General features: G+C 69.9%; 23 protein-coding genes. 13 read left to right on the top strand and 10 right to left on the bottom strand.

Going from position 1 to position 25428, the window contains the following annotated elements:
- Position 1: 1 nt before the first annotated feature.
- The 4 genes from glgB (at position 2) to V4F39_RS06025 (ending at position 7433) form a co-directional block, all read left to right on the top strand.
- Entirely contained in the window at positions 2 to 2200 is a 2199-nt protein-coding gene (glgB, locus tag V4F39_RS06040; protein WP_332288407.1) for a 1,4-alpha-glucan branching protein GlgB, read from the top strand.
- Positions 2200 to 4254, top strand: a complete 2055-nt coding sequence (gene glgX / locus V4F39_RS06035; protein WP_332288406.1) for a glycogen debranching protein GlgX — start codon at positions 2200 to 2202, stop codon at positions 4252 to 4254. Before glgB ends, glgX begins: the two co-directional genes overlap by 1 nt.
- A gap of 5 nt (positions 4255 to 4259) precedes the next feature.
- Positions 4260 to 5771, top strand: coding sequence for a 4-alpha-glucanotransferase (gene malQ, locus V4F39_RS06030; RefSeq protein ID WP_332288405.1), 1512 nt, complete (start codon positions 4260 to 4262; stop codon positions 5769 to 5771).
- Positions 5772 to 5834: 63 nt separating this feature from the next.
- A complete protein-coding gene (locus V4F39_RS06025) occupies positions 5835 to 7433 on the top strand; it encodes an ABC transporter substrate-binding protein (protein WP_332288404.1) in 1599 nt (532 codons plus the stop codon).
- Positions 7434 to 7442: 9 nt separating this feature from the next.
- Here the strand turns inward: V4F39_RS06025 and V4F39_RS06020 are convergent, their stop codons facing one another.
- The 8 genes from V4F39_RS06020 to V4F39_RS05985 form a co-directional block, all read right to left on the bottom strand.
- Entirely contained in the window at positions 7443 to 7820 is a 378-nt protein-coding gene (locus V4F39_RS06020) for a response regulator (protein ID WP_332288403.1), read from the bottom strand.
- A gap of 83 nt (positions 7821 to 7903) precedes the next feature.
- A complete protein-coding gene (locus tag V4F39_RS06015; RefSeq protein ID WP_332288402.1) occupies positions 7904 to 8440 on the bottom strand; it encodes a GspH/FimT family pseudopilin in 537 nt (178 codons plus the stop codon).
- A gap of 6 nt (positions 8441 to 8446) precedes the next feature.
- Complete coding sequence (locus V4F39_RS06010) at positions 8447 to 9205, bottom strand: flagellar brake protein (protein WP_332288401.1); 759 nt, start codon at positions 9203 to 9205, stop codon at positions 8447 to 8449.
- Positions 9206 to 9224: 19 nt separating this feature from the next.
- A complete protein-coding gene (locus V4F39_RS06005; protein ID WP_332288400.1) occupies positions 9225 to 9524 on the bottom strand; it encodes a flagellar protein FliT in 300 nt (99 codons plus the stop codon).
- A 32-nt stretch (positions 9525 to 9556) separates the two neighbouring features.
- Entirely contained in the window at positions 9557 to 10000 is a 444-nt protein-coding gene (fliS, locus tag V4F39_RS06000) for a flagellar export chaperone FliS (protein WP_332288399.1), read from the bottom strand.
- Between the two features lie 111 nt (positions 10001 to 10111).
- On the bottom strand, positions 10112 to 11545 hold the full coding sequence (fliD, locus tag V4F39_RS05995; RefSeq protein ID WP_332288398.1) for a flagellar filament capping protein FliD: 1434 nt from the start codon (positions 11543 to 11545) through the stop codon (positions 10112 to 10114).
- Between the two features lie 118 nt (positions 11546 to 11663).
- Positions 11664 to 12863, bottom strand: coding sequence for a flagellin N-terminal helical domain-containing protein (locus tag V4F39_RS05990; protein ID WP_332288397.1), 1200 nt, complete (start codon positions 12861 to 12863; stop codon positions 11664 to 11666).
- 224 nt (positions 12864 to 13087) lie between these two features.
- Entirely contained in the window at positions 13088 to 14293 is a 1206-nt protein-coding gene (locus tag V4F39_RS05985; RefSeq protein ID WP_332288396.1) for a flagellin N-terminal helical domain-containing protein, read from the bottom strand.
- Between the two features lie 412 nt (positions 14294 to 14705).
- Between V4F39_RS05985 and V4F39_RS05980 the strand changes: the two genes are divergently transcribed.
- The 9 genes from V4F39_RS05980 (at position 14706) to aroQ (ending at position 23568) form a co-directional block, all read left to right on the top strand.
- On the top strand, positions 14706 to 16643 hold the full coding sequence (locus V4F39_RS05980; protein ID WP_332288395.1) for an O-linked N-acetylglucosamine transferase, SPINDLY family protein: 1938 nt from the start codon (positions 14706 to 14708) through the stop codon (positions 16641 to 16643).
- 38 nt (positions 16644 to 16681) lie between these two features.
- The gene (locus V4F39_RS05975) at positions 16682 to 17374 is read left to right on the top strand and encodes a TetR/AcrR family transcriptional regulator (protein WP_378235087.1); all 693 of its coding nucleotides are present in this window, start codon (positions 16682 to 16684) and stop codon (positions 17372 to 17374) included.
- 123 nt (positions 17375 to 17497) lie between these two features.
- A complete protein-coding gene (locus V4F39_RS05970) occupies positions 17498 to 18070 on the top strand; it encodes a TRAP transporter small permease (RefSeq protein WP_332288393.1) in 573 nt (190 codons plus the stop codon).
- A 12-nt stretch (positions 18071 to 18082) separates the two neighbouring features.
- A complete protein-coding gene (locus V4F39_RS05965; protein ID WP_332288392.1) occupies positions 18083 to 19363 on the top strand; it encodes a TRAP transporter large permease subunit in 1281 nt (426 codons plus the stop codon).
- 53 nt (positions 19364 to 19416) lie between these two features.
- Positions 19417 to 20427 (top strand): TRAP transporter substrate-binding protein, encoded by a 1011-nt coding sequence (locus V4F39_RS05960; RefSeq protein ID WP_332288391.1) that lies wholly within the window; start codon positions 19417 to 19419, stop codon positions 20425 to 20427.
- 7 nt (positions 20428 to 20434) lie between these two features.
- Positions 20435 to 21319, top strand: a complete 885-nt coding sequence (locus tag V4F39_RS05955) for a shikimate dehydrogenase (protein ID WP_332288390.1) — start codon at positions 20435 to 20437, stop codon at positions 21317 to 21319.
- Positions 21320 to 21335: 16 nt separating this feature from the next.
- On the top strand, positions 21336 to 22184 hold the full coding sequence (locus V4F39_RS05950; RefSeq protein ID WP_332288389.1) for a VOC family protein: 849 nt from the start codon (positions 21336 to 21338) through the stop codon (positions 22182 to 22184).
- A 17-nt stretch (positions 22185 to 22201) separates the two neighbouring features.
- Positions 22202 to 23101: a sugar phosphate isomerase/epimerase family protein gene (locus V4F39_RS05945; RefSeq protein ID WP_332288388.1), complete on the top strand. Its 900-nt coding sequence runs from the start codon at positions 22202 to 22204 to the stop codon at positions 23099 to 23101.
- Positions 23102 to 23115: 14 nt separating this feature from the next.
- A complete protein-coding gene (aroQ, locus tag V4F39_RS05940; RefSeq protein ID WP_332288387.1) occupies positions 23116 to 23568 on the top strand; it encodes a type II 3-dehydroquinate dehydratase in 453 nt (150 codons plus the stop codon).
- Positions 23569 to 23610: 42 nt separating this feature from the next.
- Here the strand turns inward: aroQ and V4F39_RS05935 are convergent, their stop codons facing one another.
- Both V4F39_RS05935 and V4F39_RS05930 read right to left on the bottom strand, forming a co-directional pair.
- Positions 23611 to 24369, bottom strand: a complete 759-nt coding sequence (locus tag V4F39_RS05935) for a LytR/AlgR family response regulator transcription factor (RefSeq protein ID WP_332288386.1) — start codon at positions 24367 to 24369, stop codon at positions 23611 to 23613.
- Positions 24366 to 25409: a sensor histidine kinase gene (locus tag V4F39_RS05930; RefSeq protein WP_332288385.1), complete on the bottom strand. Its 1044-nt coding sequence runs from the start codon at positions 25407 to 25409 to the stop codon at positions 24366 to 24368. The genes V4F39_RS05935 and V4F39_RS05930 overlap by 4 nt, the downstream gene beginning before the upstream one ends.
- Positions 25410 to 25428 lie beyond the last annotated feature (19 nt).

The raw sequence follows: 25428 nt of genomic DNA, 5'->3' as shown, positions 1-25428 counted from the left end.
GATGCTGCCGGACCACGAGATCGAGCGGCTTCGCAGCGGCCGCCACGCAGACCCTTTCGCCGTCCTCGGGCGGCATGACGACGGCAGCGGCGCGGCATCCCGCGTGTGGCTGCGGGCCTGGCTGCCCGGCGCTCAGGCCGTGGCCGTGCTCGACGCCGCCACCGGCCAGCCCGTCGGCGTGCTGGCACCCCGCCACCCGGACGGCTTCTTCGAGGCGCCGTTCGCCTCGGCGCCGGCCGACTACCGCTGGCAGGTGAGATGGCAGGACGGCGGCGAGTCGGTCGTCGACGACCCGTACCGCTTCCCGCCGCTGCTCGGTGAAACCGATGTGTGGCTGCTCGCCGAGGGCACGCACCTGCGGCCCTTCGAGGTGCTGGGCGCGCAGCCGCGCGAGCTGATGGGCGTCGAAGGCACGGCGTTTGCCGTGTGGGCGCCCAATGCACAACGGGTCAGCGTCGTCGGCGACTTCAACCACTGGAACGGTGCGGCGCATCCGATGCGCCTGCGCAGCGAATGCGGCGTGTGGGAGCTGTTCCTGCCCGGCGTGCGGGCCGGCGCCCGCTACAAGTTCGAACTGCTCGACGCGCAGGGCCACCGCCTGCCGCAGAAGGCCGACCCCTACGCCCGCGCGAGCGAGCTGCGGCCGTCGACCGCCAGCGTCGTTGCGCCGATGCCGGCGCTGCGGCCGCCTTCGGCCCAGCGCCAGGCGGCCAACGCGCTCGACGCGCCGGTGAGCCTGTACGAGGTGCACCTCGGTTCGTGGAAACGCAGGCCGCACGAGGGCAACCGCTGGCTGACCTGGGACGAACTGGCCGACGAGCTGGTGCCCTATGCGCAGGACATGGGCTTCACCCACCTGGAGCTGCTGCCGGTCAGCGAGCACCCGTTCGACGGCTCCTGGGGCTACCAGCCGATCGGCCTGTATGCACCCACCTCGCGCTTTGACGCGCCGGGCGAGGGGCCGGGCGGCTTTGACCGCTTCGTGCAGCGGGCCCATGACGCGGGCCTGGGCGTGGTGATCGACTGGGTGCCTGCGCACTTTCCGTCCGACGAGCATGGGCTGGCTCGCTTCGACGGCACGCACCTCTACGAGCACGCCGATCCGCGTGAAGGTTTCCACCAGGACTGGAACACCCTGATCTACAACTTCGGCCGCGCCGAGGTGCGCAACTTCCTGGTCGGCAACGCGCTGTACTGGCTGGAGCGGCACGACGTCGACGGCCTGCGCGTCGATGCCGTGGCCTCGATGCTCTACCGCGACTACAGCCGCAAGGACGGCGAGTGGGTGCCCAACGAATTCGGCGGCCGCGAGAACCTGGAGGCGATCGGCTTCCTGAAGCGGCTGAACGAAGTGGTGGGCGTGGAGCGCGGCCAGGCCGTCACGATCGCCGAGGAGTCGACCGCGTTCCCGGCCGTCTCCCGTCCGGTGTACGCCAACGGGCTGGGCTTCCACTACAAGTGGAACATGGGCTGGATGCACGACACGTTGCACTACTTCGGCCGCGACCCGCTCTACCGCCAGCACCACCATGGCGAGATCACCTTCAGCCTCGTCTACGCGTTCAACGAGAACTTCGTGCTGCCGCTCTCCCACGACGAGGTGGTGCACGGCAAGGGCTCGATCCTCGCGCGCATGCCGGGCGACCGCTGGCAGCGCTTTGCCAACCTGCGCGCGTACTACGGCTTCATGTTCGGCCACCCGGGCAAGAAGCTGCTGTTCATGGGCTGCGAGTTCGCGCAGGAGCGCGAATGGAACCACGACGCCAGCCTCGACTGGCACCTGCTCGACGACCCGATGCACCGCGGCGTGCAGTCGCTGGTGCGCGACCTGAACGCGCTGTATCGCCGCACGCCGGCGCTGCACCAGCGCGACTTCACCCCCGACGGCTTCGAATGGCTCAGCCACGACGACGCGCACCACTCGGTGCTGGCCTTCGCGCGGCGCGGCGCCGATGGGCGCTTCATCGTGGTGGTGTGCAACCTCACGCCCGTGGTGCGCGAAGGCTGGCGAATCGGCGTGCCGGAGCCAGGCCACTACCGCGAGGTGCTGAACACCGACGCGGCCGCCTACGGCGGCAGCAACGTCGGCACGCCGTTCGGCGCGGCGGCGTCGCAGGCCGTAGCCTGGCATGGCCACGCGCAGTCGTTGCTGCTGACGCTGCCCCCGCTGGCCACCGTCTTCTTGGAGTTGGCGAGCTGATGCCCTTCACCGTCGAAGCCGGCCGCCCGTGGCCGATGGGGTCCCACTGGGACGGGCAGGGCGTCAACTTCGCGGTACCCGCCATGCACGCCGAGGCGATCGAGCTCTGCGTCTTCGATGCCGAAGGCCGGCAGGAGACCGCGCGGCTGCGCCTGCCCGGCCGCAGCGGCGACGTGTGGCATGGCTACCTGCCCGGGGCGCGGCCAGGCCTCGTGTATGGGCTGCGGGCGCACGGGCCCTGGGCGCCGGCGGAGGGCCACCGCTTCAATGCACGCAAGCTGCTGCTCGACCCGTGGGCGCGCGAGATCGTCGGCCGCTTCGCCTGGCGGCCGGAGCATTTCGGCACCGATGCGCAGGACAACGCCTCCCACGCGCTGAAGGCGCGCGTGGTGGCCACGGACGACGGCTTCGACTGGGGCGGCGACCGCCCGCCATGCACGCCGCTGGACCGCACCGTGCTCTACGAGCTGCACGTCAAGGGCTTCACGAAGCTGCACCCCGGCGTGCCCGAGGCGCAGCGCGGCACCTATGCCGGGCTGGCCAGCGACGCGGCCATCGCCCACCTGCAGCGACTGGGCGTCACCGCGGTGAGCCTGCTGCCGGTGCACGAGCACCTCGACGAGGAGCGGCTGGCGCTGATGGGCCTGTCGAACTACTGGGGCTACAACACCATCGGCTTCCTGTGCCCCGAGCCTTCGTATGCGAGCGCCGGCGCCTGCCCGCGCGACGAGTTCCGCCGCATGGTGCGTCGGCTGCACGAGGCGGGGCTCGAGGTGATCCTCGACGTGGTGTTCAACCACAGCGCCGAGACCGACGAACACGGCCCCCACATCAGCTTCCGCGGGCTCGACAACGCCGCGTGGTACCGCCTGCGCCAGGAGAGCCGAGCGCTCTACGAGAACGACACCGGCTGCGGCAACACGCTCGACATCCGCCAGCCGCGCATGCTGCAGCTGCTGCTCGACAGCCTGCGCTACTGGGTCGGCGAGATGCACGTCGACGGCTTCCGATTCGACCTGGCCCCGGTGCTCGGCCGCGGCCACCACGGCTTCGATCGTGACGGCGCGTTCTTCATGGCACTGCGGCAGGATCCGCTGCTGCAGGGCGTGAAACTCATCGCCGAGCCCTGGGACATCGGCCCCGGCGGCTACCAGTTGGGGCAGTTCCCGGCCGGCTGGCTTGAGTGGAACGACAGGTTCCGCGACACGATGCGGTCCTTCTGGCTCGGCCACCCGGTGCACCGCGGCGACTTCGCGCGCCGGCTGGCGGGATCGGCCGACCTGTTCCACCACCGCGGCCGCGCGCCGGGCGAAAGCGTCAACTACGTCGTCTCGCACGACGGCTTCACGCTGCGCGACCTGCTTACCTACGAGCAGCGCCGCAACCACGCCAACGGCGAGGACAACCGCGACGGCCACCACCACAACCTGGGCTGGAACGGCGGCGCCGAGGGCCCGACCTCCGACCCCGCCGTGTGCGAGAACCGCGCGCGGTTGGCGCGGGCGCTGCTGGCGACGGTGCTGTTGTCGCAGGGCACGCCGATGATCGCGGCGGGCGACGAACTCGGCCACACGCAGGCAGGCAACAACAACCCCTACTGCCAGGACAACCCGATCACCTGGATCGACTGGTCCGAGGCGGATGCCGCGCTGCTGGCGTTCACGGCACGGGTGATCCGCCTGCGGCGCGAGCACCATCCGCTGTCGCCGCGCTGGTACAGCGGCTTCACCGACGACGAGGGCGTGCCCGATCTGGTGTGGTTCGGCGCGGATGGCGAGCCGCTCGATGCCGCGCAGTGGCACGACGAGGCGGACCGCGCGGTGGCCGCCTACATCGGCGCGCCCGGGGCGGCCGAAGGGCCGCTGATCCTGCTGTGCAACGCCGGCGCCGCCGACCGCGTCTTCGCGCTGCCGGCGGGCCGGTGGCGATGCCTGCTCGACACGTCGGTGCCCACGCCGCCGGCGGACGGGGCGCCCGCGCTGACCTCGTCCCACACCGTGCCGGCCCGCAGCCTCATGCTGCTGGACGGCTGCCCCCTTTCCGCGGAGCCCTGACCACGATGCGCTTCCCCCGCCTGTCCGGCATCCTGCTGCACCCGACCTCGCTGCCCGGCCCGCACGGCAGCGGCGACCTCGGGCCCGCCGCGTACCACTTCGTCGACTGGCTGGAGGGGGCCGGGCAGTCGCTGTGGCAGATCCTGCCGCTCGGCGGCATCGGTCCCGGCAACTCGCCCTACATGAGCAGTTCGGCCTTCGCCGGCAACCCGCTGCTGATCGACCTCGGTGAACTGCAGCGCCATGGCTGGCTGGACGAGGCGGACCTGGTGCCGGAGCCGGGCTTCGATGCGATGCGGGTCGATTTCGGCCTCGTCGTGCCCTACCGCATGGCCCGGCTGGCCCGGGCGGCCCGCCGCTTCGCTGCCGCGCCGGGTGTGCACGGCGCCGCGCACGAGGCGTTCTGCGCTGAGCATGCGAGCTGGCTGCCCGACTACGCGCTGTTCATGGCGCTATGGGAGCACCACGGGTTCATCGACTGGTGCGGATGGCCGGCCCCGCTGGCGCAGCGCGATGCGCAGGCGCTGGCGCAGGCCCGCGTGCTGCACGCCGAGCGCATCGCGTTCCACGTCTTCTGCCAGTGGAGCTTCTTCCGCCAATGGAAGGCGCTGCGCGCCCACGCCAACGCGCGCGGCGTGCAGATCATCGGCGACGCGCCGATCTTCATCGCCCACCAGAGTGCCGAGGTCTGGGCGCGCCAGGAGCTGTTCGAGCTGGGGCCCGACGGCGGGCCGACGGTCGTGGCGGGCGTGCCGCCCGACTTCTTCAGCGAGACGGGACAGCGCTGGGGCAATCCGCTCTACCGCTGGAGCGCGCACGCGGCCGAAGGCTATGCATGGTGGGTCGAGCGCATCCGCCGCATCTTCGAGCTGACGGACATCGTGCGCATCGACCATTTCCGCGGCTTCGCGGGCTACTGGGAGATCCCGGCCGACGAGCCCACCGCCATCCACGGCCGCTGGCTGCCCGGGCCCGGCGCGGCGCTGTTCGACGCGGTGGCCGCGGCGCTCGGGCCGCTGCCGATCATCGCGGAAGACCTGGGCATCATCACGCCCGACGTGGTGGAGCTGCGGCGGCGCTTCCGCTTCCCTGGCATGCGCATCCTGCAGTTCGCCTTCGGTGGCGAGACCGACAACGCCTACCTGCCGCACAACCACACGCCGGACAGCGTGGTCTACACCGGCACGCACGACAACAACACCACGCGCGGCTGGTGGTCGGCTGCCGGCGACGGCGAGCGCACGCACGTGCGCGCCTACCTCGGCACCGACGACGACGGTGTCGTGCAGGCGCTGATGCGTGCGGCGGCCGCCTCGGTGGCGGACACGGTGGTGCACCCGATGCAGGACGTGCTCGGCCTGCCCGGCGATGCGCGCATGAACGTGCCCGGCGTGGGCGAAGGCTCGTGGTCCTGGCGCTTCGGCTGGGACCAGGTGCAGCCCGGGCATGCGCATGGGCTGTATGCGCTGAGCCGCCTCTACGGGCGGCTGCGCAGCTCGCCGCAGCCGAAGCTCTAAGCAAGCTCGGCCAGCGCATAAGGCCGGACATAGACTGCCGCAAACCACTCGACAGGAGCTGCCATGACGCGATTCACTTCCTTCCGGCGCGCACCGGCGCTGCTGGCCGCCGCGGGGCTGGCCCTGGCGCTGCTGGGCCCGGCGCACGCGCAGACGCTGCGCTGGGCCAGCGCGGGCGACCCGTTGACGCTCGACCCGTACGCGCAGAACGAATCGCTGACGAACGCGATCAACGGGCAGGTGTACGAGTTCCTGGTCGGCCGCGATCGCAAGCTGGAGATCGTGCCGCTGCTCGCCACCGAATGGAAGCAGGACGGCCCGCTGAAATGGACCTTCAAGCTGCGGCCGAACGTCAAGTTCCACGACGGCCGGCCGTTCACGGCCGACGACGTGGTGTTCTCGCTCGAGCGCGCCAAGCAGCCCACCTCGCAGATCGCGGTGTATGCCAATGCCCTGGGCACCGCGAGGAAGATCGACGACCTGACGGTGGAGTTCACGCTCCCGCAGGTCGAGCCCATCTTCCTGCAGAAGCTCAACACGATCTACATCATGAGCAAGGGCTGGGCGGAGGAGAACAAGGCGACGAAGACGCAGGACTTCGCGAACAAGGAGGAATCCTTCGCCGCGCGCCATGCCAACGGCACGGGCCCGTACATGGTCGTGAGCCGCGCGCCCGGCGTGAAGACTGTCTACAAGCGCAACCCCGGCTACTGGGGCAAGATCGACGGCAACGTGCAGGAGGTGGTCTACACGCCGATCGGCAGCGGCGCCACGCGCACCGCGGCGCTGATCTCGGGCGAGCTGGACTTCGTGCTCGACCCGTCGCCGCCCGACGTGGAGCGCCTGCGCCGCACCAGCGGCGTCAAGGTGATCGACGGCCCCGAGAACCGCGTCATCTACATCGGCATGGACCAGGGCCGCGACGAGCTGCTGTACAGCAACGTCAAGGGCAAGAATCCCCTGAAGGACTTGCGGGTGCGCAAGGCGCTGTACCACGCCGTCGACATCGAGACCATCAAGACCAAGCTGATGAACGGCCAGGCCGCGCCGACCGGCGCGCTGGTGCCCTCGCCGTTGGCGAGCTTCGGCGACCCGGACATCGAGAAGCGCCTGCCGTACGACGTCGAGCTGGCGAAGAAGCTGCTCGCCGAGGCGGGCTACCCGAACGGCTTCGAGGTCACGCTGGACACGCCGAACGACCGCTACGTCAACGACGAGCGCATCGCGGTGACGCTGGCCGCGCAGTGGGCCCGCATCGGCGTGAAGGTGCGGGTCAACGCGCAGACGAAGTCGCTCTTCTTCAACAAGGTGGAGAAGCTCGATACGTCGATGTACCTCTTCGGCTGGGGCGGCTCGATCACCGATGCCGAGACCACGTTCACGCCGATCTACCGCAACCGCGGGCAGAAGGGGGTCGGCGAATACAACCGGGGCAACTTCAAGGACGACGAGCTTGATGCGCTGGCGGCGGCGTCCAGCCAGGAAGCCGACCCGGCCAGGCGCAAGGCGCTGATCAAGCAGGTGTTCCTGCGGCACAACGAGCAGGTGCACCACATCCCGCTGCACCGCCAGTTCATCCCTTGGGCCGCGCGCAGCAACGTGGAGGTCGTGCACCGCGCCGACAACTGGCTCGAGTGGCAGTGGGTCACCGTCAACCGGTGACCCGGGGCGTCAGGCGCGGCGCTGGGCGATGGCGCCGGCGATCTCGGCCAGCAGCGTGTCCATCTCCTCGATCTCGAACGGCTTGGGCAGCGACCGCACGGTCGGCCCCAGCGTCTCGATGCCGCGCGTGATCGCATAGCCGGAGGACAGCACCACCCAGGTGCCGGGCTGGTGGGCCAGCACGGCGCGGGCAAGATCCACCCCCGACATCGTGGGCAGGCTCACGTCGGTGACCACGACGTCGCAGGGTGCGCGCTCGAAGGCTTCGAGGGCCTCTTCGGCGGTGGCGAACGACGTGACGACACGATCGTCTGCTTCGAGCAGCAGTCCGATGGTTTCGCGCAAGTCGTCGTTGTCCTCGACATAAAAGATCTGCAGCGGCGACATGGTGGGGCGGCCCGGGAGGGCGAGTACGGCTTGGGAAGCCGGGTTTGTAGCACGCGGCCCGGGCCGTGGTGCGGCAGGGCGCCTCAGCTGCAGCGCGGCAGGCCGGGCAGATCGGCCCCGCGGGCGCAGGCGCGGGCACGGCCGGAGGCGGCCAGCTGCACCTCGGCGGTACGTTCCCCGAGCGCCAGCGTGACCCCGGCGGGCGTGCTCGCCAGGCCCAGGCGGGGGTCGAAGGCGGTGTCCCGCGCAGCAGGCAGGCCCACGCCGTCGAAGGCCTGGCCGTCGCCGCGGCGCAGGGCGCACGCGGCGGCAGGCTGCGCGCAATCGCATGCCGGCTGCAGGCTGATGGCATAACACCACTGCGCGCCGCTGCGGAAGCTGACGTACACCCTGCGGTTGCGCTGGACGGCCTCGCTGCGCGCCTCCTGCAGGTCGTCGGCCACCTGCTGCGAGGCGCCCGCGAGCTTCTGCCGGGCGGACAGGTCGTTGTACGCGGGCATGGCGACGGCGGCGAAGGCCGCGACGATGCCCATCACCACCACCGCCTCGATGAAGGTGAGCCCGCGGCTGCGGCGCTTCGCACGGCCGATGGTGCGCGGCACGGCGGCAGGGGCTGCCATCCGTCGTCAGTCCAGCGCCAGCAGGCGGCGGCGCTTCTGAGTCTGGTCGATGTAGCGCTGCAGGGCACGTTGTGCCTGCCCGTCGAGCCCGGTGAGCGAGCAGCCCAGCCGCATGCCGCCGCTCTGCGGATTCAGCGAGGTCACGTGGTGCACCTGCAATGTGGTGTCGAACCGTGTGTGCGCGTCGAGCTCGATGCGCACCCCGTGCAGCTGCACGCCGGGCGGCAGCGGCGGCACGTCGTCGGGCAGGAAGATCGCGCAGCCGGACAGGCTCACGTCGAGCACCCGCAGCGCGAACTGCATCTCGGGTAGCGACGGGTGCCGCAGGTATGCACCAGGTGTGTTGCGGGCGACGGGGCGGACCCGGTAGCTGTTGCGGCGCTGGAAGCGGTACAGCTCGGCCGGCATCGCGGCCTGCAGTGCACACGCCCGGTGGCCGTGCACGAGCAGCAGCTGCTGCAGGTCGAACTGCAGCTTGACGTTGTCGAGGTAGCCGACGACCGTGGCCTCGCCCGCATCGACCAGGGCTTGCAGCTGCGGGTCGTCGCCTTCGGCGGAGAAGCTGATCTTGCGCAGCGGCGCGTCCACCGTCCAGACGGTGGTCGTGTAGGCGCTGCCGTCCGGCGCACTGAGGTGCACCGTCGCTCCTTCGTCCAGCAGCTCGCGCAGCAGCGCCGCCACCTGCTCGGGCGCATCGACGCGGAAGGCGTCCCGGTCGTTGCCCGAGAGGGCGTCCAGCGGAGCCGGCTGCGTGGAGGGTGACATGGCGGCGTGCGGCGGCCGGTCAGTGCAGGGTCTGGGACTGGCCGGACATCAGGTTGTCCAGGTCTTCGATCCAGGGCTCGGCGAGGATGCGGATCTCCGCATCGTTGACCAGGATGCGCTGCATGATGCGCGTCTTCAACTGCATCGATTCGGGGGCGAGCTTCTCGGTGCGCGCGGCGTGCTTGAGCTGCGAGATCAGCAGCACGCAGGCGCCTTCGAGCTTCAGGACCTGGTCCCAGTTGCCTGCCCGGGCAGCCTCGAGCATGTCGGCGCTGGCGCGCTCGATGGCTTCGTAGTAGTTGAGCAGGTTGTCATTCATGGTCTGTCCTGCGCGGTCTCGGAAAGTGGTGATCATCGTGCTTGCGTCTGGGCTGCTTCGGCCTGGGGCGCGATCGATGCCCAGGCCTCGCGCAGCGGCTCGATCAGGCGGCGGCATTCCTCCAGCGCCTGTTCGTCGTTGCGGAGGTTGGCTTGCGTCAGCCGCAGCGTGACGTAGCTGTAGAGATCGCTGAGGTCGTTGGCGAGCGTGCCGCCGGCCTCGAGGTTGAGCGAAGCCTTCAGGCCTTCGTCGACGATGCGCGCGGCACGCGAGATGGCGCGGCCCTTGCGTTCGACGTCACCGGACTGGAGCGCTCCGCGGGCCTGTGCCACGGCATCCATGAACCCGTCGAACAGCATGGCCACGAGGCGGTGCGGATCGGCGGCGTCGACGCTCGTCCGCACGCCCACGCTGCGATACATGTTCGCAAAGGGGTGCGCGTGGCCGAAGGGCGAGGCGGCGTGCGGGGCGTACATGGTGGCGTGGACGGTGGCTGCTGCGATGTCCTGTTATCGGCCCTCGCGCTGGGTGACTTGAACCGTGGTGCAGGGTGGAAATGTCCGCCACTTCGGGGGGTTGCCGCCGGCTTACTTGCTCTGGTTCCAGGACGTGATCTGCTGCGTGATGTAGGCGCTCAGCGAGTTGAGCGACGCCATCCGCGTGTCGAGCGCGGTGTACTGCGCACGCAGCAGTTTCTCGGCGTTCTCGAGCTTGGCGTTGAAGCGGTCCTGCTCGTCGAGGTTGCGGTCGAGGCCGTCGTTCAGGCTCTCCGTGCGGGTCGACAGCATGCCCTGCACGCTGAGCACCGAGTCGGAGAACTTGCGCAACTGGGTGCCGATGCCGCTGCGGCTGTTGTCCTTCAGGTCCGTGGCGGTGAAGAGCTTGCGCACCTCGGCGAGGTTGCCTTCGACGGCTTTGTTGAACTTGGTGTCGTCGACGGTCAGGGTGCCGTCGCGCTGGATCTCGATGCCCACCGCCGACAGGGTCGGGAAGGCGGAGGAGGCCGGGGAGGCGGCGCCCAGGATGCCGCGCAGCTGGCGCTGCAGCGACAGCGCCGTGCTGTCGCCCTGCAACGCGCCCGCGGTCTTGGTCTCGCTGTCGTACTTGGTCTGCGACGACAGCAGCTTGCTGAGGTCGTTGTAGGCGGTGACGAACTCGTCCAGCGTCTTGCGCATGCCTTCGGTGTCGGGCTTGACGCTGATGGACACGGGTGCCGTGGTCTCGGCGGCCAGCGTCAGCGTGACGCCCTCGACGACGTTGGTCAGCGTGTTGCTGGCCGATGTGACGGCCAGGCCGTTGATCTTCGCCTGGGCGTCGGTGCCCGACTGCTGCAGCGTCGTGGTGGTGGCCGAAGGCGGGTCGAACGCGAAGGCCGACAGGCCGGCGTTGTCGGCGTTGCCGCCGTCGCTGTCTTCCGCGGTGATGCGGAAGCCGTTGGTGGCGCCGGTCTCGCGCGAGTTGATCACCAGCCTGGCGCCGCTGGCGTCGTTGAGGATGGATGCGTTGACGCCGCTGCCCAGCGCATTGATCTTGTCGCGCAGCGTGGTCAGCGTATCGGTTGCCGAAACCTCCACGCTCAGCGTCTTGTTGCCGGACTTCGCGGTGAACGCGGTGTTGCCGTCGTCCCAGCTGCCGATGTCGATGTTCAGCTTGCCGGAGCCGACGTACGAGGTGGCCGAGGCGTAGGCCTTGGTCGATATCGATTGCGACGTCGCCAGGTGCTGCACCGTCACCGCATAGTTGCCGGCGCTGGCGCCGGTGCTCGTGGTGACGCCCACCGCCTTGTCGTTGGTGGTGCTGCCGTTCATCGTGTTCCAGGTGCCCAGGCCGGCGAGCTTGACGGACGCGGAGCGGAAGTCCTCCATCGCCGAGGTGATGGAGCCGAACGCGGAGATCCTCGCGTTGATGCCCTCGGCGCGGTCTTCGATCAGTTCCAGCGGCTTTCTCTGGAGATCCATCAGCCCCGTGATGAGCTCCTCCACTTTGAGACCGCTGCCGATCCCGATCGAGGTGATGGCCATGGCGTCCTTCCTTTGCTTCTGTTGACGTTCGTACAACGGCGAGCGGCCGGCGGGTCGGCCGGCCAACTGCTAATCGGTCGCCGGGCCCCGGACTTGAGGCCGCGGACGTGCGCCGGCGTCAGGACTGCAGCAGCTGCAGCACCTGCTGCGGCAACTGGTTGGCCTGCGCCACCATCGCAGTGCCGGCCTGTTGCAGGATCTGCGCGCGCGAGAGGTTGGCGGTCTCGGCGGCGAAGTCGGCGTCCATGATCCGGCCGCGCGCCGCGGCGGTGTTCTCCGATTGCGTCTGGATGTTCGACACCGCGCTCTCGAACCGGCTCTGCACCGCGCCCAGCGTGGCGCGCGCCCCGTTGATCTGCACCAGCGCATCGTCGATCTGCTTCATCGCGAGCCAGGCGTCTTCCGGCGTGTCGATGGTCAAGGTGTCGATGCCCGCCAGCGAGGTGGCGTTGCCGGCGGCGATCGAGGCGGCCGAGATGCCGGTGGTCGCCGCGCCGAAGCCGACGAGGTTGATGGCCACCGCGCTGCCGCTGGCGTCGAGCTTGTCGGAGCGGAACTGCACGTCGAAGATGCCGTCGGAGCTTTGTTTCAGGAAGGCGGTGACGCCGGTGTCGGCGGTCAGGCGGTTGATCGCCTCGACCACCTGGCCCAGCCGCTCCTCGCCGGTGCGGGCGAGTGCCAGGTCCCCGAGCGAAAACGAGACGCCGCTGACCGAGACGGCGAGCGAGCCGCCGGTCATCAGGCCGAGGGAGCTGATGCCGCCTGCCGAAATGCCGATCTGGCTGGTTTCGCCGTAGACCACTTTCGACAGCCCGTCGGCAGAGGCGTTGGTCAGCGCGGCGACGGTGATGACCTCGCCGGAGTTGGAGCCCACCTGGAATGTCGCGGCCGAGAAGCTGCCGTCCAGCAGCTTGGTGCCGTTGAAGCCGGTCTGCTTGGCGACGCGGTCGATTTCATCGCGCAGCTGCGACACCTCGGCCTGCAGCGCGTTGCGGTCCTGCTCGCTGTTGGTGGCGTTGGACGATTGGACGGCGAGTTCGCGCATGCGCTGCAGCATGTCGCCGATCTTGCCGAGCGCGCCTTCGGCGGTCTGCGCGAGGGAGATGCCGTCGTTGGCGTTGCGGGCCGCGACGTTGAGGCCGCGCACCTGGGTGTTCATCCGCTCGGCAATGGCCAGGCCGGCGGCATCGTCCTTGGCGCTGTTGACCCGCAGGCCCGACGACAGACGCTGCATCGAGGTCTGCAGGCTGCTCTGCGACGCATTCAGGTTGCGCTGCGCATTCAGCGACGCGATGTTGGTATTGATGGTCTGCGGCATCACGCTCTCCTAGGGTAGGCCCAGGGTTGGAAACCGGCCTGCTGCCGCGATCACCATGGGACGGATCCATTGTTCGGCCGCTGAAGGCGTGACAAAGGCCCGAAGAGCAAGACAAACGGGGTTCAGTTTCAAAGCGCCAGCGCCCCGCGCGGCGAGGCCGGCGGGGCGCTGGTGGGGGCGTTGTCGCCAGTCGGCGCCGGGCGGGCGCCGCTTGCGGGGGGGGCTTAGCCCAGGAGCTGCAGCACCTGCTGCGGCAGCTGGTTGGCCTGGGCGACCATCGCGGTGCCGGCCTGTTGCAGGATCTGCGCCTTCGACAGGCTGGCGGTTTCCGAGGCGAAGTCGGCATCGACGATCCGGCCGCGGGCGGCCGAGGTGTTCTCGGCCTGCGTCTGGATGTTCGACACGGCGTTTTCGAAGCGGCTCTGCACGGCGCCCAGCGAGGCACGGGTGCTGTTGATCTGCACCAGCGCGTCGTCGATCTGCTTCATCGCGAGCCAGGCGTCCTCGGCGGTGTCGATCTTCAGCTCGTCGATGCCGGCGGCCGAGGTGCCCGTGCCGGCCGTGACCAGCGCGCCGGCCGTGACGCCGGTGCTGGCGTAGTCGAAGCCCGCCAACGAGACGCCGACGGCGGTGGTGCCCTGGCCGTTGACGGTGTTCGCCGAGCGGAACTGGATCTCGTAGGTGCCGGCGTCCTGCTTCTTCAGGAAGGCGGTGACGCCGGTGTCGGCGGTCAGGCGGTTGATGGCCTCGACGGTCTGGCCGAGGCGTTCCTCCGCCGTGCGGGCCACGCCCAGGTCGCCCAGGGAGTAGGACACGCCGCTGACCTGCACGGCCATCGTGTTGCCGGTGACTTCCGTCAGCGTCGTGATGGCGCCGGCCGAGATGCCCGTCAGGCTGCCGGAGCCGTACGTGACCTTCGACAGGCCTTCGGCGGACGAGTCGGTCAGCGCGGCGATGGTGATCACTTCGCCCGAGTTGGAGCCGACCTGGAAGTTGCCGGCGGCGAACGAGCCGTCGAGCAGCTTCTTGCCGTTGAATGCGGTGTTCTTGGCAACGCGGTCGATTTCATCGCGCAGCTGCACCACTTCGGCCTGCAGCGCTTCGCGGTCGGTGTCGCTGTTCGTGGCGTTGGCCGACTGCACGGCCAGTTCGCGCATCCGCTGCAGCATGTCGCCGACCTTGCCCAGCGCGCCTTCGGCGGTCTGCGCCAGCGAGATGCCGTCGTTGGCGTTGCGGGCCGCGACGTTCAGGCCGCGGGTCTGGGCGCCCATGCGTTCGGCGATGGCGAGGCCGGCTGCGTCGTCCTTCGCGCTGTTGACGCGCAGGCCGGAGGACAGGCGCTGCATCGAGGTCGACAGGGTGTTCTGCGAAGCGCTGAGGTTGCGCTGAGCGGTCAGCGAAGCGACATTGGTATTGATGGTCATGGCCATGGAACACACTCCAAATGATGATGAGATCCCGGCTTGTGCCGGATTTGCCTCGTCTGGCGGAGGTGAGCCTCCATCAGCCGTGCCGGCTGCCTGCTGGTGTTCGGCATGACCCGCATATCCGATGTGTGCGGCGGGTCTGCGTCCTACCGGCCGACGGCCAGGCGGTGCCCGGCCATCCCTCCCGGTCCAGGCCCGTGCTTCCTTGGGTGGGCCTGCTCCCGGGAGGGCCCCGGGACTTCAGCACCTTGTGATCAGCGCTGATGGAGGCCTTATCGGACCCGGTTTGTCGGGACTTGAGGGTTGAGCCCCCCATGCAGATGTAAATGAGCGGTAAGCCGCTGGCTGTTTGTGGTAATGGGTCGGAGGCTGCGCGGATAGATTGCCCGGACTGATTCCCAAGGACGGTTCCGCCATGCTCGCTCGCCCCCTGCTGCCCCCTGCCGCCCTGCGGTTTCCCGTGTCCGCAAGCGGCGCGCTGCCGGCGGCCGCGCCCAGCCGCACCGGTGGCTGGCAGGAGGCCGAAGCGCTGCTCTCCCGCATGACCGGCCATCCGCACTTCGGCGTGGAGCAGTGGGTCGCGCTGGCTTCGGCGCGCAACCACCTGAACCAAGTCGAGGGGGCGGCGGAGGCCGCGCGCCGCGCGGTGGCGCTGGACCCGCACAACCTGAAGGCGGTGCACGTGCTCACCACCGTGCTGATGCGGCAGAACCAGTTCACCGCCGCGCTGGAACTCTTCGAGCAGCACCGGGAGGGCGAGGCGCGCGAGCATTACCAGTTCGTCAGCAACCATGCCACGGCGCTGGCCGAGGCGGGCCGCCATGCCGATGCGGTGCCCGTCTACCTGGAGGCCATGGTGCTGTGCGTGCGGGACCCCGCGGTGCACATGAAGCTCGGGCTCTCGCTCAAGGAGATGAAGCTGTTCGAGGAGGCCGCCGAAAGCTTCCTCACCGCGGTGACGCTCGAACCGGGCCGCTTTGCCGCGCGCGTGATGGTCCAGCACTTGCGGCAGTACGCTTGCGCCTGGGGCCGTTTCGACGAAGACCGCGCGCAACTGATCCAGGCGCTGCAGGACATGGATCCCGATCCGGCCAGCGCCCGCGGCGAGGGCGCCGTCTGGGCGTTGACGGCGCTGGACGTGCCGCAGCCGCTGTTCCTGAAGGCGGCGCGCCAGGTGGCGCAGCGCTGTGCGTTCGGCGCCGAGGTCCTGCCGCGCAACACCGTGCCGGCCGCGGGTGAGCGGCGCGTGCGCGTGGGGTACGTGTCGGCCGATTTTCACAGCCATGCGACGTCGCTGCTGATGGTTGAGGCGCTGGAACGCCGCGACCGCTCGCGCTTCGAGGTGGTGCTGTATTCGCATGGCAAGGACGACGGCAGCGCCGCGCAACAGCGTGTGCGCGCCGCCTGCGACCGCTTCGTCGACATGACGACCATGTCGTTGGGCGAGATGGCCCGGGGCATCCACGCCGACGGCATCGACATCCTGGTCGACCTGAAGGGCCAGACCTTCGAGAACCGCCTCGGCGTCTTCGCCTACCGGCCCGCCCCGATCCAGGTGGCCTTCCTCGGCTTCCCGGGCACCTGCGGCGCGAGCTACATCGACTACATCATCGGCGACCGGCACGTCACGCCGCTGGCACACGCGGCGCACTTCAGCGAGCACATCGCGCAGATGCCGAACTGCTACCAGCCCAACGACAGCCGGCGGCTGCGGCCCGAGCCGCACCGCCGCATGCAGTGGGGGCTGCCCGAAGACGCCGTCATCTTCGGCAACTTCAACCAGAGCTTCAAGCTCTCGCCCGAGACCTTCGACGCCTGGGTGCGGATCCTGAAGGCCGTGCCCGGCAGCCTGCTGTGGATGCTGGCGGACAACCTGCAGGCGATGAGAAACATCGAGCGGGAGGCTGCGGCACGCGGCCTCGAGCCGGGGCGCATCCGCTTTGCGCCGCGCGTGGGCGTGGACGAGCACCTCGCCCGGTTGCCGGTGGTCGACTTCATGCTCGACAACTGGCCCTGCAGCGCGCATACCACCGCCAGCGACGCGCTGTGGATGGGCGTGCCGATCGTCACGATGATGGGCGAGAGCTTCGCCTCGCGCGTGGCCGGCAGCCTGCTGCACGACGTGGGCCTGGGCGAACTGGCCTGCACGGACATCGACGCGTACGAGGCGGCCGCCATCGCGCTAGCCCGGGACCGCGGGCGCCTGCAGGCCTTGCGCCGCCACCTGGACGAAGGCCGCGACGGCTTCGCCCTGTTCGACGGCGCGCGTTTTGCGCGTGACCTGGAAGCGCTGTACGAACGCATGCTGGCACGTGAGCGCGACGGCCTGCCGCCCGCCCACCTGCCGGCCTGACAGCCGCGCCCGCGCGTGGCGCCTGCTACGCTTGCGGAATGAACGAAACGGTACATGCCGTGCGCCGGCCCAGGGCCGCGCCCCGGAAGAAGGCGGCCGCGACGGCGGCGGCCCCTCGCACGAACGATCCCGACCGGACGATGGCCGACATCATCGAGGTCGCGACGCACGAGTTTTCCGAGAAGGGGCTGGCGGGCGCGCGCATCGACGTCATCGCCGACGCCATGCGCACCAGCAAGCGCATGATCTATTACTACTTCGGCAGCAAGGAAGGCTTGTACCTGGCCGTGCTGGAAGCCGCCTACAGCCGCATCCGCAGCATCGAGGCGACGCTGCACCTGGCCGACCTCGGCCCGGAAGACGCGCTGCGCAGGCTCGTGGCCTTCACCTTCGACTACCAGGCGGCCAACCCCGACTTCATCCGCCTGGTGATGAACGAGAACATCCACCGCGGCGAATTCCTGGCGCAGAGCAAGACGATCCAGCGCCTGAACGTGCCGGCCATCGAGGCCGTGCGTGAGATCTACGAGCGCGGCGTGGAGGAGGGCATCTTCCGTCCCGGCGTCGATCCCGTCGCGCTGCACATGGCGATCGCCGCGCCGTGCTTCTTCAACGTCGCCAACCGGCACACGTTCGGCCTCATCTTCAAACAGGATTTCGACGACCCCGTCGCCGCTGCTGCGCGGCGCGACAGCATCGTCGAGATGGTTGTGCGCTTCGTGCGCGCCTGACGCCCCACGCTCGACCCCCGGGGCGGCCGACCGGACCTGGGGAAACTCCGGGTTTTTGAAAACTAACTAGTTCGTACATTACGTCCATGGCGCGGCCGGTGCTGCACCGCGACGGAGACGTGGATGGAGACCTGGATCAACCGCTACTGCAAGCTGCTGGAGGCGGCCATCGCCCTGGCCATGGCCGTGATGGTCGTGCTGGTGTTCGGCAACGTGGTGCTGCGCTACGCCTTCAACTCGGGCATCACGGTCTCCGAGGAACTCTCGCGCTGGCTCTTCGTGTGGATGACCTTCCTGGCGGCCGTGATCGCCGTCAAGGAGCACGGGCACCTGGGTGTCGACATGCTGGTGGCGCGCCTGCCGCCGCGCGGCCGCCGCGCGTGCCTGGTGCTCGGGCAGCTGCTGATGTTGTGGGTGTGCTGGCTGCTCTTCAGCGGCAGCCTGACGCAGACGCGCATCAACGCCGATGTGCAGGCGCCGACCACCGGGCTGTCGATGGGCCTCTTCTACGCCTCGGGCGCGGTGTTCGCCGCGTCGGCGGCGGTTTTCCTGCTGCGCGACCTGTGGCGTGCGGTCACCGGCAGGCTGCGCGACGACGAGCTGGTGATGGTGAAGGAGTCGGAGGAGCAGGCCGAGTTCGAGGCGCTGCAGGCCCGCCTGGCCGAGGAAGACCGTGCCGCCGGCAAGGCGCGCTGAGGAGCCCTCGCGATGACCATCTTCATCTTCCTCGGCTCGCTGCTCGGCGCCATGGCGCTGGGCATTCCCATCGCGTTTTCGCTGCTGCTGTGCGGCGTCGCGCTGATGTGGCACCTCGACCTGTTCGACGCCCAGATCCTGGCGCAGAACGTGATCAACGGCGCCGACAGCTTCCCGCTGCTGGCCGTGCCCTTTTTCATGCTGGCCGGGGAGGTGATGAACACCGGCGGCCTGTCCAAGCGCATCGTCGACCTGGCGCTGGCCGTGGTGGGCCATGTGCGGGGCGGCCTGGGCTACGTGGCCATCGTCGCGGCCTGCGTGCTGTCGGCGCTGTCGGGCTCGGCCGTGGCCGACGCGGCGGCCCTCTCGGCGCTGCTGATACCGATGATGGTCGCCGCCGGCCACGACAAGGCGCGTTCCGGCGGGCTCATCGCCGCGGCCGGCGTGATCGGCCCCATCATCCCGCCGTCGATCGGCTTCGTGATCTTCGGCGTCGCCGCCAACGTCTCGATCAGCAAGCTGTTCTTGGCCGGCATCTTCCCCGGCATCCTGATCGCCGCGTCGCTGTGGCTGACCTGGTGGTGGGTGGTGCGCAAGGAGCAGCTCACCCCGCCGCCGCGCAGCACCAAGGGCGAGGTGTGGCTGGCACTGCGCAAGGCGGGCTGGGCGCTGATGCTGCCGTTCATCATCCTGGTCGGGCTGCGCTTCGGTGTGTTCACGCCGACCGAGGCGGCGGTGGTGGCAGCGGTGTACTCGCTCTTCGTCGCGGTGGTGATCTACCGCGAGCTGAAGCCGTCGCAGCTGTATGCGGTGTTCGTCACCGCGGCCCGCACGACTGGCGTCGTGATGTTCCTCGTCGCGGCGGCGCTGGTCTCGGCCTGGCTCATCACGGTGGCCGACCTGCCCGGCAAGATGGTGGAGCTGCTGCAGCCCTTCATCGACCGCCCGATGCTGCTGATGTTCCTGATCATGGTGCTGGTGATCGCGGTGGGCACCGCGATGGACATGACGCCCACCATCCTGATCCTCACGCCGGTGCTGATGCCGGTGGTGAAGGCCGCGGGCATCGATCCGGTGTACTTCGGCGTGCTCTTCATCATCAACAACTCGATCGGCCTCGTCACGCCGCCGGTGGGCACGGTGCTCAACGTGGTGGCCGGTGTCGCGCGCATCAAGATGGACGACGTGATGCGCGGCGTCTGGCCCTTCATGGCGGCCGAGTTCCTGATGCTGCTGCTGATGGTCCTTTTCCCTGCGCTGGTGACCGTGCCCGCGCGCTGGCTGACCGGTTGATCCCGGCGGCGTTTTCCCGTCCCGCTCCTCCCACAAACCCTTTGGAGACAACCATGAACAAGTTCGCCCGTCGTACCCTGTGCATCGGTCTTGCCGCGCTGCTGCCGCTGTCGGCCGCCATGGCGCAGGACATCAAGGAACGGACCGTCAAGTTCGCATTCCAGAACCAGACGGGCCACCCGCAGGCCCAGGGCGCGCAGAAGTTCGCCGACCTGGTGGCCGCCAAGTCGGGCAAGAAGATCACCGTCAAGCTCTTCCCCGGCGGCACGCTGGGCGGCGACCTGCAGACCGTGTCGGCCCTGCAGGGCGGCACGGTGGAGATGACGGTGCTCAACGCCGGCATCCTGACCGCGCAGGTCAAGGAGTTCGCGGTGTTCGACTTCCCGTTCCTGTTCAGCAACGCGCAGGAAGCCGACGCCGTCACCGACGGTGAATTCGGCAAGGGCCTGCTGGCCAAGCTGAACGAGAAGAACCTCGTCGGCCTCGGCTTCTGGGACCTGGGCTTCCGCAACGTGACCAACAGCAAGCGGCCCATCACCAAGCTCGAAGACTTCTCCGGCCTGAAGCTGCGCGTGATCCAGAGCCCGATCTACATCGACCTCTTCAACACCCTGGGCGCCAACGCCACGCCGATGCCGTTCCCCGAGCTGTACCCCGCACTGGAGCAGAAGGCCGTCGACGGTCAGGAGAACCCGAACACGGTGATCCTCAGCTCCAAGTTCAACGAGGTGCAGAAGTACGTCTCGGCCACCCGCCACATCTACAACCCGCAGGCGCTGATCGTCAGCAAGAAGCTGTGGGACGGCCTGTCGGCCGACGAGAAGAAGATCTTCACCGAGGCGGCGGCCGAGGCCACGACCTTCCAGCGCGAGGTGTCGCGCTCGCAGGCCGACGCGGCGCTGGCCGAGCTGAAGAAGGCCGGCATGCAGGCCAACGACATTGCGCCGGCCGAGCTGCAGCGCATCCGCGACAAGGTCAAGCCCGTGATCGACAAGCACACCGCCAACGTCGGCGAGGCCACGGTCAAGGCGCTGTACGCCGAGATCGCCAAGGTGCGCAAGTAGGCCGGCGATGAATACCCCTGCAGCAGCACAGCCGCGCAAGGTGCTGGTCGGCCTGATCGGCGCCGGCATCCAGCGGTCGCTGACCCCGGCGATGCACGAGGAGGAGGCTGCGGCGCATGGCCTGCGCCTGCACTACCAGCTGATCGACCTCGACCGTGCCGGCGTGGGCGCCGAGGCGCTGCCCACGCTGATCGAGGCGGTGCGCATCATCGGCTTCGACGGCCTGAACATCACCTACCCGTGCAAGCAGGCGGTGATCCCGCTGCTCGACGAGCTGTCCGACGAAGCGCGCACGATGGGCGCCGTCAACACGGTGGTGCGGCGCGACGGCCGGCTCATCGGCCACAACACCGACGGCTCGGGCTGGGTGGAGGCCTTCCGGCGCCGGCTGCCGCAGGCGGACCTGTCGCGCGTGGTGCTGCTGGGTGCCGGCGGGGCGGGCGCCGCCATCGCGCATGCCGCGCTGCGCATGGGGGTGCAGCACCTGGTCGTCAACGACCGCGAGCCCGAACGTGCGTCGGCGCTCGTCCAGGCGCTGCAGGCGGCCCACGGGGCCGGCCGCGCCTCGGCTGTCGAGGATGTCGCCACGGCGCTGGCGGGGGCCAGCGGCCTCATCCATGCCACGCCCACCGGCATGGACAAGCTACCCGGCATGCCCTTGCCCGAGCACCTGCTGCACCCTGCGCTGTGGGTTGCCGACGTCGTTTACTTCCCGCTCGACACCGCGCTGCTGAAGGCCGCGCGTGCCCGCGGCTGCGCCACCGTCGACGGCGGCGGCATGGCCGTCGGGCAGGCGCTGGGCGCCTTCCGCCTGTTCACGAGCCTGGAGCCCGACGCACAGCGCGTGGACCTGCATTTCCGCCGCCTGCTGGCGCAACGCACCGAACCCTGAAGACGAGGCCATCGCCATGAACGAACGCGAAGTCGCTGCCGACGCCACCAACCCGCTCGGGCTCGAGGGCATCGAGTTCATCGAGTACGCCACCGCGCGCCCCCAGGCCCTGGGCCACGTGCTCGAGCTGATGGGTTTCCACCCCGTGGCGCGGCACCGTTCGCGCGAGGTCACGCTGTACCGGCAGGGCGACATGAACGTCGTCGTCAATGCCCACGGCGGCGCCGTGGCGCCGGCCGAGGCCCCGGCGATCAGCGCGATCGCCCTGCGCGTGCGCGATGCGGCGGCGGCCTACCGCCGCGTGCTCGAACGCGGCGCCTGGGAGGTGCCCGTGCAGGTGGCGCCGATGGAGCTGCACATCCCGGCCATCCACGGGGCGGGCACCAGCCGCATCTACTTCGTCGACCGCCACAAGGAGTTCTCGATCTACGACGTCGACTTCGTGCCGATCCCTGGCGTGGACCGCCGGCCGGCATCGCCCGCCGGCCTGCGCTGGTTCGGCATCGTGCAGTACATCGGACGCGACCGGCTCGACGATTGGTGCGCGTTCTACAGCGCGCTCTTCGGCTTCCGGCTGCTGGCCGACGACGAGCGCTTCGGCATCCTGCCCAGCGGCCGCGTGCTGGCGAGCCCCTGCGGCGGGTTCTACCTGCAGCTCATCGAGCCCGAGGCCGGCGCGCCGGATGGCGACGAATGCCTGCAGCGGGTGGCCTTCGGCACGCAGGACGTGCTGGCCGCCGTGGCGGCGCTGCGCGAGCGCGGCGTCGGCTTCGTCGAGACGCCGGGCGTCCACACCGGCCAGCGCGGGGCGCTGACGCAGACCTGGCTCGACACCACGATGTTCGAGCTGGTGCACGCCGAGTGACGCACAGGGAGCCAGCAATGCACATCGATGATTTCGGCATGGACACCATCACGCTGGCCGGCGGCCTGGAAGCCAAGCTGGCGGCGGTGAAGGCGGCGGGCTTCTCGCAGATCATGCTGATGGCGCGCGACCTGGTCGGCCACCCGGACGGCGTGGACGCCGCGGTGCGGGCGGTGCGCGCCAGCGGGCTGCGTGTCACCGGCTTCCAGGTGCTGCGCGACTTCGAGGGCCTGTCGGGCCACCTGCACGACTACAAGGTCGACATCGCCAAGAGCATGCTGTCGATGTGCGCGGCGCTCGGCTGCCGCGTGCTGCTGGCGTGTTCGTCGACCTCCCAGCATGCGAGCGCCGATCCCGACGTCATCGCGCGCGACCTGCGCAAGCTGGCGCTGCTCGCGCTGCCGCACCGCATCAACGTCGCCTTCGAGGGGCTGTCCTGGGGGCGGCACATCAACGAATTCACCCAGGCGTGGGACGTGGTGCAGCGGGCCGACCTGCCCAACCTGGGCATCGGCGTCGACTCGTACCACATCCTCGCGACGCAGACGCCGCTTGACGGCCTGGCGCAGGTCGATCCGCGCAAGATCTTCCTGGTGCAGCTCTCCGACTTCATGTGGAACGAGGTGCGCACGCCCGAGGAGCGCATGGCGACGGCACGCACCTTCCGCGTGTTCCCCGGCGAGGGCGTGCACAACGAGCGGCTCGTCGCGCTGGTGCGCATGCTCGACCGCATGGGCTACCGGGGCGACTACAGTTTCGAGGTGTTCAACGACGACTACCAGCAGCTGCCGCTGCCCGTGGTGGCCGAGCGCGCCCGGCGCGCGGCGGTGTGGCTGGGCGAGGACATCCTGCGCCGTTCCACCCCGCTGCCCAACCGGATGCAGCTGCGGCCGGCGCGGGGCGCGCTGGCCGGCTGAAGAAGAAAGTCCCCATGAAGATCCTGCTGCTCAACGGCCCCAACCTCAACCTGCTCGGCACCCGCGAGCCGCACATCTACGGCGCGACGACGCTGGCCGACGTCGAAGCGATGGCCCGCGCGCAAGCCGAGGCGGCGGGTGCGCAGCTGCATGCGTTCCAGAGCAACCACGAAGGCGCGATCGTCGACGCGATCCACGCGGCGCGCACCGACGGCACGGGCTTCATCGTCATCAACCCGGGGGCCTTCACGCACACGAGCGTGGCGATCCGCGATGCGCTGGCGGGCGTGGCGATCCCCTTCGTCGAGGTGCACATCAGCAACGTGCACAAGCGCGAGGCGTTCCGGCACCACTCCTACCTGTCCGACGTCGCCGTGGGCGTCATCGTCGGCCTCGGCACCCTGGGCTACTCGCTCGCGCTGCAGTACGCGCTGGCGTCGCTCGCCCCGGCCGCCACCAAGGCCTGACCCGCTCGGCGGGTGGCGGCACGTACCCGTGGCGCCGGGTGCTCACCATTTCCCCGCCTCGATCGCCTCGCGCACCGCGGCCAGCTGCCGGCGCGAGACCGACAGCCACTCGTCGACCGGCGCCACCTGCACCGCCCAGCCTTCGCCGGCTTCGTCCGCCTCGCCCGGCTGGCTGCCGCGCACGAGCGCACGCACGGCCGAGCGCGCCACCAATGCGTTGCGGTGGATGCGCAGGAACCGGTCGCCGAGACGGGGCTCCAGTTCGGTCAGCGAGTCGTCGAGCAGGTAGCTGCGCTCCGCGGTGCGCAGCGTCACGTACTTCAGCTCCGCCTTGAGGTAGAGCACATCGGCCAGCGGCACCCGCAGCACGCGCCCGCGTTCGCTGACGACCAACGCGGGCACCTCGGCCGGCAGGGTCTCGTAGCGGCCCAGGCGCAGGGCCACCCGCTGCAGCGCGGCCTGCAGGCGTTCGCGCCGCACGGGCTTGGTGAGGTAGTCGGCCGCATCCAGTTCGAAGGCCTCCAGCGCGTGGTCCGCGTGGGCGGTGACGAACACCACCGCTGGCAGCCGGGGCAGCCGCTTCAGCTCGGCGGCGAAGCGCATGCCGGACTGGCCCGGCATCTGCACATCGAGCAGCACCAGGTCGCAAGGGTGCTCGATCAGCCAGGCCAGCGCCTGCGCGGCGTTGCCGGCCTCGGCCATCACCTCGCAGCGCGGCTCGCCGCAGGCCTGCACCAGGGCCTTCAGGCGCAGGCGGGCCAGGGGTTCGTCGTCGACGATGAGCACGGTCAGGGTCGTCATGGCGGGGTCCGGTCGTCGGGGATCACGATGCGCACGCGCCACCAGCCCTCGAGGCGGCGGGCGTCGAAGTGCGCGCCGATGTCGTGCATCAGGCGCAGGCGGTCCTGCACGTTGGCCAGCGCGATGCCCTGGCCGGGGACGGAGGGCGCCGCATCGGTGAGCGTGTTGTCGATCTCGATGGCGACCTCGCCGCGCCGCGCCTGCGTGCGCACGCGCACGATGCCGCCGTCCGGCGAGGGCTCGATGCCGTGGCGCACGGCGTTCTCGACCAGGGGCTGCAGCAGCAGCGGCGGCACGCGCGCGCGGCCGGCAGCCGGGTCCAGCTCCCACAGCACGCGCAGGCGCTCGCCGAAGCGCACCTGCTCGATGTCGAGGTAGCGCCGCGCCAGTGCGGCCTCCTCGTCGAGGCTGACGGCGGCGCCGTGCTCCGCCATCGCGGTGCGGAACAGCTCGGCCAGATCTTCCAGCACCCGCTCGGCACGCGGCGGATCCACCTGCACCAGCGCCAGCGCGGTGTTCAGCGCGTTGAACAGGAAGTGCGGCCGGATGCGCGACTGCAGCTCGGCCAGCCGCGCATCGGCGTCGGCCGGGCGCAGCGACCGTGCGCGGGCCTCGATCCACAGCGCGACCGGCAGCGCCAGGCCGGCTCCCACCAGCGGCAGTGCGAGCAGCCGGGGTGGGGACGCGACCGCCATGTCCCACGCCAGCAGCGGCGCGCAGGCGGCCGGCGCCGCCACCGCGCCCAGCGCGGCCAGCGCGGCAATGCGGCGCGGCGACGGCTGCCGCGCCAGCGCCCGGCGCAGTCCGCAGGCCAGCGCCAGCCACAGCAGCGTGCCCCCCACGCCCGCGAAGATCATCGGCCCCAGCGCGGCCAGCGCCTGTGTCCACGAACCGGCCATGAACAGCAGCACCACGAGGCTCGCCGCCTGCACCAGCACCAGCGCCCGCAGCGCCAGCGCCGGCTGGCACAGCCGGTAGCCGTCGTCGGCCGCCGCGGTGGGGGCCTTGCTGGGCGGCAGGGGCTCTGCGGAAGGGGTCATGTCGGAGGGCGGAGGCAGG

Source organism: Aquincola agrisoli, from assembly GCF_036621135.1.
GTDB classification, from domain to species: domain Bacteria; phylum Pseudomonadota; class Gammaproteobacteria; order Burkholderiales; family Burkholderiaceae_C; genus Aquincola; species Aquincola agrisoli.
Note: the sequence above shows the minus strand (reverse complement) of the source record. Positions and strands in the feature narration are given on the sequence as shown.

Excerpts from the sequence above, each read along its gene's own strand:
- glgB (WP_332288407.1), top strand. The coding sequence starts at position 2 with ATGCTGCCGGACCACGAGATCGAGCGGCTTCGCAGCGGCCGCCACGCA.
- glgX (WP_332288406.1), top strand. The coding sequence starts at position 2,200 with ATGCCCTTCACCGTCGAAGCCGGCCGCCCGTGGCCGATGGGGTCCCAC.
- malQ (WP_332288405.1), top strand. The coding sequence starts at position 4,260 with ATGCGCTTCCCCCGCCTGTCCGGCATCCTGCTGCACCCGACCTCGCTG.
- V4F39_RS06025 (WP_332288404.1), top strand. The coding sequence starts at position 5,835 with ATGACGCGATTCACTTCCTTCCGGCGCGCACCGGCGCTGCTGGCCGCC.
- V4F39_RS06020 (WP_332288403.1), bottom strand. The coding sequence starts at position 7,820 with ATGTCGCCGCTGCAGATCTTTTATGTCGAGGACAACGACGACTTGCGC.
- V4F39_RS06015 (WP_332288402.1), bottom strand. The coding sequence starts at position 8,440 with ATGGCAGCCCCTGCCGCCGTGCCGCGCACCATCGGCCGTGCGAAGCGC.
- V4F39_RS06010 (WP_332288401.1), bottom strand. The coding sequence starts at position 9,205 with ATGTCACCCTCCACGCAGCCGGCTCCGCTGGACGCCCTCTCGGGCAAC.
- V4F39_RS06005 (WP_332288400.1), bottom strand. The coding sequence starts at position 9,524 with ATGAATGACAACCTGCTCAACTACTACGAAGCCATCGAGCGCGCCAGC.
- fliS (WP_332288399.1), bottom strand. The coding sequence starts at position 10,000 with ATGTACGCCCCGCACGCCGCCTCGCCCTTCGGCCACGCGCACCCCTTT.
- fliD (WP_332288398.1), bottom strand. The coding sequence starts at position 11,545 with ATGGCCATCACCTCGATCGGGATCGGCAGCGGTCTCAAAGTGGAGGAG.
- V4F39_RS05990 (WP_332288397.1), bottom strand. The coding sequence starts at position 12,863 with ATGCCGCAGACCATCAATACCAACATCGCGTCGCTGAATGCGCAGCGC.
- V4F39_RS05985 (WP_332288396.1), bottom strand. The coding sequence starts at position 14,293 with ATGGCCATGACCATCAATACCAATGTCGCTTCGCTGACCGCTCAGCGC.
- V4F39_RS05980 (WP_332288395.1), top strand. The coding sequence starts at position 14,706 with ATGCTCGCTCGCCCCCTGCTGCCCCCTGCCGCCCTGCGGTTTCCCGTG.
- V4F39_RS05975 (WP_378235087.1), top strand. The coding sequence starts at position 16,682 with ATGAACGAAACGGTACATGCCGTGCGCCGGCCCAGGGCCGCGCCCCGG.
- V4F39_RS05970 (WP_332288393.1), top strand. The coding sequence starts at position 17,498 with ATGGAGACCTGGATCAACCGCTACTGCAAGCTGCTGGAGGCGGCCATC.
- V4F39_RS05965 (WP_332288392.1), top strand. The coding sequence starts at position 18,083 with ATGACCATCTTCATCTTCCTCGGCTCGCTGCTCGGCGCCATGGCGCTG.
- V4F39_RS05960 (WP_332288391.1), top strand. The coding sequence starts at position 19,417 with ATGAACAAGTTCGCCCGTCGTACCCTGTGCATCGGTCTTGCCGCGCTG.
- V4F39_RS05955 (WP_332288390.1), top strand. The coding sequence starts at position 20,435 with ATGAATACCCCTGCAGCAGCACAGCCGCGCAAGGTGCTGGTCGGCCTG.
- V4F39_RS05950 (WP_332288389.1), top strand. The coding sequence starts at position 21,336 with ATGAACGAACGCGAAGTCGCTGCCGACGCCACCAACCCGCTCGGGCTC.
- V4F39_RS05945 (WP_332288388.1), top strand. The coding sequence starts at position 22,202 with ATGCACATCGATGATTTCGGCATGGACACCATCACGCTGGCCGGCGGC.
- aroQ (WP_332288387.1), top strand. The coding sequence starts at position 23,116 with ATGAAGATCCTGCTGCTCAACGGCCCCAACCTCAACCTGCTCGGCACC.
- V4F39_RS05935 (WP_332288386.1), bottom strand. The coding sequence starts at position 24,369 with ATGACGACCCTGACCGTGCTCATCGTCGACGACGAACCCCTGGCCCGC.
- V4F39_RS05930 (WP_332288385.1), bottom strand. The coding sequence starts at position 25,409 with ATGACCCCTTCCGCAGAGCCCCTGCCGCCCAGCAAGGCCCCCACCGCG.